Origin of the sequence: Bacillus sp. SJS (assembly GCF_000732485.2) — a bacterium.
GTDB classification, from domain to species: Bacteria; Bacillota; Bacilli; order Bacillales; family Bacillaceae; genus Metabacillus_B; species Metabacillus_B sediminis.
Window position 1 is genome coordinate 55558 of sequence record NZ_JAQV02000017.1, and the last position, 8744, is coordinate 64301.

An 8744-nucleotide genomic window follows, 5' to 3' on the forward strand; every position below is an offset into this window, starting at 1 on the left:
CTTTTTCCTGTTAAGCAAGGAAATGCATAAGAACGTGCATTCCCCTCCCTGTGATGATAAAATATATGCAAAGGTCTAAAGAGAGTGGGAATTACCATGCCATCTATAAAATTTATTCATGCTGCTGATTTGCATCTGGATAGTCCATTCGCCGGGCTTCAGCATTTGCCTGAATCCATTCTGCAGCGGCTGAAGGAAAGTACGTTTGCAAGCTTTTCAAATCTGGTGTCATTTACTATAGAAGAAAAAGCAGATTTCCTTCTTTTAGCCGGAGATTTATTTGATGGGGAAAACAGAAGCTTAAAGGCGCAGCTCAGGCTAAAAAGAGAGTTTGAGAAATTGAATGAGTCTGGAATTCATGTATATATTATTCACGGTAATCATGATCATTTAGGGGGGAAATGGCTTCAAATAGACTGGCCCGAAAATGTCCATGTTTTCAGTCATAAACAGGTAGAGTGCCTGCCATTTTATAAAAATGCAGAACTGGCTGCTCACCTTTATGGATATAGCTATCCGGAGCGCTCTGTTACAGCAAATCTTACGCCGCACTATAGAAAACAGGAGGGGGCTCCTTTTCACATCGGACTTCTCCATGGATCGCTTGAGGGAGGAACGGAGGAGCATGATGTATACAGCCCGTTTACCATCCGTCAGCTGGAGTCAGCAGGTTTTGATTATTGGGCGCTGGGTCACATCCACAAAAGGGCTATTCTCCCCTCACAGGAAACCACAATTGTTTATCCGGGAAATCTTCAGGGGAGGCACCGGAAGGAAACAGGGGAGAAAGGGTGTTATACCGTCACAATAAATGAAGCGGGTGTGAATCCTGTTTTTTCCCCTCTTCATGATGTACTGTGGCTGGAACGCCGCATCCCCTTAGATGAAACGGAAACCGCGGATCAGCTTATGGAGCTTATTAAACGGGAAAAAGAAGCTCTCCGCAATGAGGGATGCCCGGTTATCTTGACGATTACCCTGTCAGGAAAAACCGTGCTTGCTGCAGATTTAAAGCAGGCTGAAACGGCAAGAGACCTGCTTTCTGCGATTAATGAAGAGGAAGAAGAGCGGACCGATTTTGTTTGGATTCGGAAAATATCTGACGAAACGGTCTTTCATGCTGATAAAGAAAAACTTAAACAGGATTCAGTTTTTTACAGGGACTTTTTAAACGTTACGGAAAACTACGGTTTTTTTGCAGAAGCTGCTGCGCCTTTGTACGGAAATGCATCAGTTCGAAAATACGTAGAAGAGTTCTCAGAGGAAGAGCAGCAGGAAATAATCAAGGAAGCGGAGTCTCTCATTTTAACACAGCTGCTGAAGGAGGGAGAGCTTCATAAATGAAAATCCGAGAGCTTAAAATTTATGGATATGGCCAGTTTATCAATCGGCACATCAAACTTCATAATGCTCCGGCTTCTTTGTTTTACGGACAGAATGAAGCCGGAAAATCCACGATTATGTCCTTTATACATAGCATTCTTTTCGGGCTGCCTCAAAAACAGCAGACGGACAGCAAATACGAACCGAAAGAAGGTCAGGTTTTCGGCGGGGCGATCGTTGCTGAAGTGAGCGGTACGGGTATTGTTAAAATTGAACGGGTCCGGGGCCGCTCAAGCGGAGAGGCAAGGATTGATCTTCCTGACGGTCAAACAGCGGGTGAGGCGCTGCTGCGCGAATGGACAGGCGGGATGGATAAAGCGTTCTTCCAATCTGTTTTTTCCTTTGATTTGCATGGCCTTCAGCAAATTGAACGCCTCAATGAAGAAGAGATAGGCAAATTCCTTTATGTAACGAGCATGGTAGGAACAGATGCTATTTACAAGCTTGAGCAGAGGCTCGGAAAAGAACAGGACCGCTTGTTTAAGCCTAATGGCAAGAAGCCTGCACTAAATGATAAGCTGGGAAAAGTGAAGAAAACAGCCGATGCCGTAAAAGCAGCGGCTCAGGCAGCCAGTGAATATCATCAGCTGATGATGCAGAAGGAAGAGGCTGAGAGGGACGTTCTTCAGCTGGAGTTAAACGTAAGTGAAGGAAGAAAAAAACAATCCTATTTAAGCAGAGTTGTTTCTTATTTGCCGCTCTTAAGGGAGCAGGAAGCTTTAACCCAGGAGCTTGAGGCCCTGCCGGACACGAAGTGCTTCCCTGCAGAGGGGATCAGCAGGCTTGAAAAATTGTTAACAGAAATGGAACCGCTTAAAGCCCAAACCGGAAGAATGAAAGAACAAATCCGGCAGCTTATGGCTAAAGCCGAAGCTTTTAAACCGGATGGGAACATTCTTGAAAAAGAAGCACATATAGTGGAGTTAAAAGAGCAGTCGGGTACGTATCAGGCTCTGATAAACGATCGCTCTGCGCTTACCTCTGCTATTGAGGCTTTGGATGAGGAGCTGGCCGTTCTCGCAGGGCAAGTGTATGAGCAGCCTCCTAGACAGGAGGAATTGAGCCGGATTGATACCACGATAAAAATGAAAACCACAATTGCTGAACTAACAGAAGAAGCGAAAACCTTGTTCATGCAAAAAAACCAGCTGGATGAGCAATTTGACCGCGCTAAAGAGGCGCTTGATATAAGTGAAATCCGCTATGCTTCCCTTTTAGAAAAAGCGATGAATCCGGATGAGCGGACCGCTTTAGAACAGGAACTCTCTCATTTAGAAAAGGCCGATAACCACCAGCAGACCGGGCAGCTCAAAAAGGAACTAGAGAGTGTTGAACGGGATCTCGAAAACCAGCGGAAACGATCAGAGAATAGTAAAAAACAAAGCTCTGCAAGTTTGATGTTCGTTTTACTTATTGCGGCAGCCGGCTGTATATGGTCGGTTATCCAGCAGCAATGGCTATTGGGAGGTCTTCTTTTTACAGGTTTGGCTGCTGGAGTGCTTTTTTTCCGAAGCCTGCAAACTGCCCGAGATCCGCTTCTTGAGCATTTGCAGAGAAGAAAGCGGGATTTGGAGCAGGAGCTGCAGGAACAAACGAATCCATCCACCACGGTCTTAAAGCGTCTGGAAGAACTCAAAGGCACCCTATGGAAGGATGAGCAAATAAAGCAAATGGCCGAGCTTGAGAGGCTTAGAACAGAGCAGGAGACAAGAACCTGTGACCGCGTTATTGCAAAGTACGAAGAATGGGAAAGTGAGCGCTTTAAGCTGAATCATAAGCTGAAGCCGGTTTTGAAGGCATTATTTTTACCTGAAACTGCCTCAGCATCTTCCCTGGCAGAATCCCTTGCTATAATAGAAAAGTATAAAGAGAAAGAATTAGAAAAGCAGAAAAGAGAGGACCAAAACCGGTTAAATGTAACGGATGCTTTACAGTTTGAGCAAAAGGCAGCCAGTACCCTTAACCTTACCCGCGATGACCTTCCAAAAAAAATCGATGATCTCTATTCTGCTTTAATACAGGAGAAAGAGAAGGCAAGGAAGCTTGAGGATCTGGACCTTCGCATAAATGAGCTTTCAGCAGAATGCGAAGAAAGACTTCTTCTTCTCAACAGCAAAACCGAAGATTATCGAAAGCTGTTAGAAATGGCCGCTGCTCCAGATGAAGAAACATTCAGGAACATGGCTGTTCAGCATGGGAAACGGGAAGAAATCATAAAACAATTATCGTGGACGGCAAGACAGCTTCAAACCAGTCATATCGCACAAGCTCTGCCTGAGGACTGGACCAAGCTTGAAGACGATTTGGCAAGAGTCACACTGGATGTAGAAAATTTGGAAAAACAGCTGAAATCCCGGCAGGAACAGGTGTCGATTTTACAGGCCAAGCTTGAGGCGCTTGAAGCAGATGGGAGCTATTCAGATCATTTGCATAGGCACGAACTCCAAAAGGAAGACGCAAGGCGAACAGCGAGAGAATGGATGGTTCAAACTGTAGCACGGGATTTTCTGCTTCGGACCATTGATTATCACCGGACAGTCCGGATGCCTAAATTGCTGGAAAAGACCATTCAGTTTTTTACAAGGATAACGGATGGACGCTATGTGAATGTTTATCTGCCTGACCAAGAGCAGACGTTTATCGCTGAGAGGGCGGATGGACAGCGATTCAAAGCGGGTGAGTTAAGTCAGGCAACCTCAGAGCAGCTCTACCTTTCTCTAAGGCTTGCACTTATTTCAAGCTTAAATGAGTCATTGAATATGCCGGTACTGATTGATGACGGATTTGTCCATTTCGATGCAAAACGAACAGAAAAGATGCTTGGCATTTTACAGGACATTTCTGCTGAACAGCAGGTGCTGATGTTTACATGCCAGACACATATAGCAAATCAATTCGCAGGGCCTGTAACGGCTTTAGAACGGCAGGGAATCGTTAGCGTGAGGAAAGAAACCGTATAGGTTTAGAGGGTATGTTATACTTATTCACAGATAAATACAGGGAGGAATCAGCATGTCTAAAGGAGTTATGCATTTTGATGTAGGGGAGCAGGTGGAGCTTTATCTGCTCATTAAATCATCCACCAAGGGGGTAGCAAGCAACGGGAAACCCTTTTTGACCCTCATCCTCCAGGATCAAAGCGGAGAAATCGAAGCGAAGCTCTGGGATGCAAGCCAGGGGGACGAACAAATTTATGGACCTCAAGGCATTGTTAAGATTGCCGGGGATATCCATCATTACAGAGGAAGAAACCAGCTCAAAATAAAAAACATCCGACCGCTTCATGACCATGAAACGTTTGATATTTCGGACTTTCTTGAAACAGCACCTTTGAAAAAAGAAGACATGATGGATACCATCACTCAATATATTTTTGAAATGAAAAATCCAAATGTCCAGCGCATCACAAGGCACCTAGTGAAACAGCATCAGCAGGCTTTTCTTGAATACCCGGCTGCCACGAAAAATCACCATGAATTCGTTTCTGGACTTGCATACCATGTTGTATCCATGCTGAATCTGGCAAAATCGATTGCAGCACTTTATCCGTCTCTTGATACGGATCTGCTCTATGCGGGTGTAATCCTGCATGACCTTGGAAAAGTAACAGAGCTAAGCGGCCCGATCAGTACAACTTATACGGTAGAAGGCAACCTGCTTGGCCACATATCCATTATGGTGAATGAAATTGCGCAGGCAGCAAAAGAATTGGGAATAGAATCTGAAGAAGTCGTCGTCTTGCAGCATCTTATTCTTTCTCATCATGGAAAAGCAGAGTGGGGAAGTCCGAAGCCGCCAATGATTAAGGAAGCAGAAATTCTTCATTACATTGATAACCTCGATGCTAAAATGAATATGCTTGACCGTGCACTGGAACGTGTAAAACCCGGAGAATTTTCCGAAAGGGTCTTTGCCCTTGAAAACCGCTCCTTTTACAAACCGGTTTTTCATAACTAGCATAATGCGCACTTCTTCAGCATAAGCATGAGATAAAAGCTTGGCTTATGAAGGAGGAACCTGTATGCTGACGTTGCCTTGGTGGATTTATCTGTGCATGGGCGGAGTGCTTTTCAGCGGTTTTAAATTTGTAACACTTACAAGAGAAGATATACGGACAGATGAGGAATTCATTGAACAGGAAGGGCAAATCTATTTGGAGCGGATCAAAGCGGAAAGAGAGCGGAGAAAAGCTGAGAAAATGACTGTCTGAACCTTAAAAGCAAAAAAAGACTCCTGCTTGCAGGAGTCTTTTTATATGGGTGAAACTTATGCTTTTTCTACGTTAGCAGCTTGATCGCCACGGTTACCTTGAACGATTTCAAATGTAACTTTTTGGCCTTCTTCTAGAGTTTTGAAACCGTCGCCTTGGATAGCGGAGAAATGTACGAATACGTCGTCGCCATCTTCGCGCTCGATGAAACCGAAACCTTTTTCTGCATTAAACCACTTAACTGTACCTTCTAACATTTTGTTACCTCCTAGTGCATGACGCACAAACGTGTTACTATTCTTGCTCTAAAAATATCAAGCTGAAACGTATTCGATCTTAATATCCGAACAAAAATAATTCTTAATAAGGATAACAGGAACGGCAATAAATAGCAAGTGTCTAAAGCCGGGTGAGAAGAAATGGCCTCAAATTGGCCCGAAAAAAGAGAGGAACCGCGTATGGCTTCCTCTCCTTTTTTATTCTATTCTTATTGAGCCGGCTGAGCAGGCATTGCTGGCTGTTCAGGAGCTTTAAAGGTATCTTTAAGCTGTTTATCTTTTACTACAACCTTGGCATCTTTAAGCGCTTTGTCGATTGCAGCCTGCATCGCAGCAGGATCCTGGGTTTTTTGTTCTTTTACTTCAGTTTCCAGGCTTTTCTTCATTTGATCGTAAGATTTGTACGTTTCATCAATACGGATAATATGGTAGCCGTATTCTGTTTTAACAGGCTGGCTGATTTCGCCTTCTTTAAGCTTAAATGCAGCTCCTTCAAATTCCTTAACCATTTGACCTTTACCGAACCATCCTAAAGATCCTCCGGTTTGTGCAGATGGATCCTGAGAGTATTCTTTAGCCAGGTCTTCGAATTTAGCTCCGCCATCCAGCTTTGATTTAACTTCTTTAGCTGTTTTTTCATCCTTAACAAGGATATGGCTCGCTTTAACTTTATCTTTTAAGCTCTCATGATACTTTTTAATATCTTCATCCGTTACTTTTGACTCAGCTTCTGCAGCTTTTTTGCGCAAAAGTTCAGTTTTAACCATATTGTCCACTGAGGCTTGACCTTGCTTTTTAACCAGCATGTCAATTTGTTCAGCACCATATTGAGCTTTAATGGATTCCAGCTCTTTTTTAATTTCATCTTTTGAAACCTTGTATTTTTCACCCAGCACTTTGTTATGAACTAATTCAGTCAATACCTGTTCACCTGCACGGGATTTCATAGCCTCGTAAAGCTCGTCCTTTGTAACGTTTCCAGCTTTCGTCTCAGCCACAACATCAGAACCGCCTGCTGCTCCGTTGCTGCATGCGCCGAGCGTGAAAAGGCTCGTAGCTGTAATAGCCGCAATAGCCATTTTTTTCATTAGTCGATACAACTCCTGCCCTAATAGTGTTTGTACTAAATACTATAAAACATTGTGCCATGTTCAGGGGACTTTTGCAACCCAATCTGAAAAGAGGGCAAATAGGAAAGGACAAAGATTAAAATAACCCGAAAAGCCTGCTGTAGAAGCATTCCTGAAAGCTTCTGGGTTTTTGGGGTTTTTTAATATAAAAATGAATGAGAGCTTACTGTCAAAATCCTAATATGTGAAATTATGTGAAATTCATGCGCGGAACTATTTGGATATGCGCGAAAATTTTTAGATGTGGGCTAAAGGCCCAATCAAGCATCTTTTCCCTTCATATAATGAGTTGACTGCGAAAGGAGGCTATACGTCATGGGAGGATACAATTCCGGCTTTGCGTTGATCGTTGTTTTGTTTATTTTGCTGATTATTGTGGGTGCAGCGTATATTTGCTAGTCAATAAGGGCTGCTTATAACTGCAATATGCAGGATGAACACCCATTCGCAATACAAAAGAATTGCATAGTATATCTTAACCATCAGTAAGGAGGTGTGTTCAATGGGCGGTTCTTACGGCGGAGGTTTCGCGTTAATCGTTGTACTTTTCATTTTGTTGATCATCGTTGGTGCAGCTTGGCTATAATTTGAAAAGCGCAGGCGGCTTGACCAGCCCCGACAAGCATAAGACGATCAACCGGAGGAAGGTGAACTTTCCTTCCGCAGGATGAGCGGCTTATGACCTCGAGGGGCTAGCCGCTGGAGCTAGACACTAGTGCTATGCGCGAGCCGCAGCCCTGTTCTAGTCTCTCCAAAATTTACAGCGCTCCCAATTGGGGGCGCTTTTTGCGTTGCTTAACAAAGTCCGGCAGAACGGATAAATAGGGGATAAAGAGCTGTATCCCCCGTGCGGACGGCTAAAAAGTAGTCCAAAACGGACAAATAAATCCAGACAGCTAAAAAGAGTGTCAGAACGGGTAAATTAAGAAGGCAACGGACAAATTCCACATGCAAACGGCTAAAAAGGAGTCCAGAACGGACAGATAAATTTGGACGGCCAAAAAGAGTATCAGAACGGATAAATTGAAAAGAGGAACGGCCAAATTCACCGTGCGAACGGCTAAAAAGGAGTCCAGAACGGACAGATAAATCCGGACGGCCAAAAAGAGTATCAGAACGGCTAAATTAAGAAGAGCAACGGACAAATTCACCGTGCAAACGGCTAAAAAGGAGTCCAGAACGGACAGATAATTCCAGACGGCCAAAAAGAGTATCAGAACGGCCAAATTATACGTGCAAACGGCTAAAAAGCAGTCCAGAACGGACAGATAAATCCGGACGGCCAAAAAGAGTGTCAGAACGGCTAAATTAAGAAGAGCAACGGACACATTCCCCGTGCAAACGGCTAAAAAGCAGTCCAGAACGGACAGATAAATCCGGACGGCCAAGAAGAGTGTCAGAACGGCTAAATTAAGAAGAGCAACGGACACATTCCCCGTGCGGACGGCTAAAAAGCAATCCAGAACGGACAGATAAATCCGGACGGCCAAAAAGAGTATCAGAACGGTCAAAAAGAGTATCAGAATGGCCAAATTAAGAAGAGGAACGGCCATAATTCAATGCGGAAATACAAAAAGAGGCTGGGACAAAACTAACCAGAAATAATAAGTAAAGGGTTCCGATCAGATGGTTTTTCTGATCGGGACCCTATTTTATGTTGAAATCTGCTTTTCTTTGGACTTTTATGTGTTCATGGCGGTGTACTTTTTCAAGTTCACCGCCATGAAGGCAAAGCCTAGTTCG

Annotated in this window: 9 protein-coding genes; 6 read left to right on the forward strand and 3 right to left on the reverse strand. The window is 44.0% G+C overall.

What is annotated here, in order from left to right; all coding sequences use genetic code 11:
- The first annotated feature begins 96 nt into the window (after positions 1 to 96).
- The 4 genes from AS29_RS10055 (at position 97) to AS29_RS10070 (ending at position 5593) form a co-directional block, all read left to right on the forward strand.
- Complete coding sequence (locus AS29_RS10055) at positions 97 to 1344, forward strand: metallophosphoesterase family protein (RefSeq protein WP_035406476.1); 1248 nt, start codon at positions 97 to 99, stop codon at positions 1342 to 1344.
- A complete protein-coding gene (locus AS29_RS10060; protein WP_035406473.1) occupies positions 1341 to 4343 on the forward strand; it encodes an AAA family ATPase in 3003 nt (1000 codons plus the stop codon). Before AS29_RS10055 ends, AS29_RS10060 begins: the two co-directional genes overlap by 4 nt.
- Before the next feature lie 52 nt (positions 4344 to 4395).
- On the forward strand, positions 4396 to 5340 hold the full coding sequence (yhaM, locus tag AS29_RS10065) for a 3'-5' exoribonuclease YhaM (protein ID WP_035406470.1): 945 nt from the start codon (positions 4396 to 4398) through the stop codon (positions 5338 to 5340).
- Between the two features lie 64 nt (positions 5341 to 5404).
- Positions 5405 to 5593, forward strand: coding sequence for a sporulation YhaL family protein (locus AS29_RS10070; RefSeq protein ID WP_035406467.1), 189 nt, complete (start codon positions 5405 to 5407; stop codon positions 5591 to 5593).
- 56 nt (positions 5594 to 5649) lie between these two features.
- Here AS29_RS10070 and AS29_RS10075 read toward each other — a convergent pair whose 3' ends face one another.
- Positions 5650 to 5850: a cold-shock protein gene (locus AS29_RS10075; protein WP_035406464.1), complete on the reverse strand. Its 201-nt coding sequence runs from the start codon at positions 5848 to 5850 to the stop codon at positions 5650 to 5652.
- Between the two features lie 230 nt (positions 5851 to 6080).
- Positions 6081 to 6959 (reverse strand): peptidylprolyl isomerase, encoded by an 879-nt coding sequence (locus AS29_RS10080; RefSeq protein WP_051860631.1) that lies wholly within the window; start codon positions 6957 to 6959, stop codon positions 6081 to 6083.
- A 357-nt stretch (positions 6960 to 7316) separates the two neighbouring features.
- Here AS29_RS10080 and AS29_RS21015 point away from each other — a divergent pair, with 357 nt between their 5' ends.
- The gene (locus tag AS29_RS21015) at positions 7317 to 7400 is read left to right on the forward strand and encodes a YjcZ family sporulation protein (RefSeq protein ID WP_035406462.1); all 84 of its coding nucleotides are present in this window, start codon (positions 7317 to 7319) and stop codon (positions 7398 to 7400) included.
- A gap of 103 nt (positions 7401 to 7503) precedes the next feature.
- A complete protein-coding gene (locus tag AS29_RS10085; RefSeq protein WP_035406457.1) occupies positions 7504 to 7587 on the forward strand; it encodes a YjcZ family sporulation protein in 84 nt (27 codons plus the stop codon).
- Positions 7588 to 7909: 322 nt separating this feature from the next.
- On the opposite strand, the gene AS29_RS10090 is transcribed toward AS29_RS10085, so the two are convergent.
- A complete protein-coding gene (locus AS29_RS10090) occupies positions 7910 to 8512 on the reverse strand; it encodes a hypothetical protein (RefSeq protein ID WP_156505923.1) in 603 nt (200 codons plus the stop codon).
- Positions 8513 to 8744 lie beyond the last annotated feature (232 nt).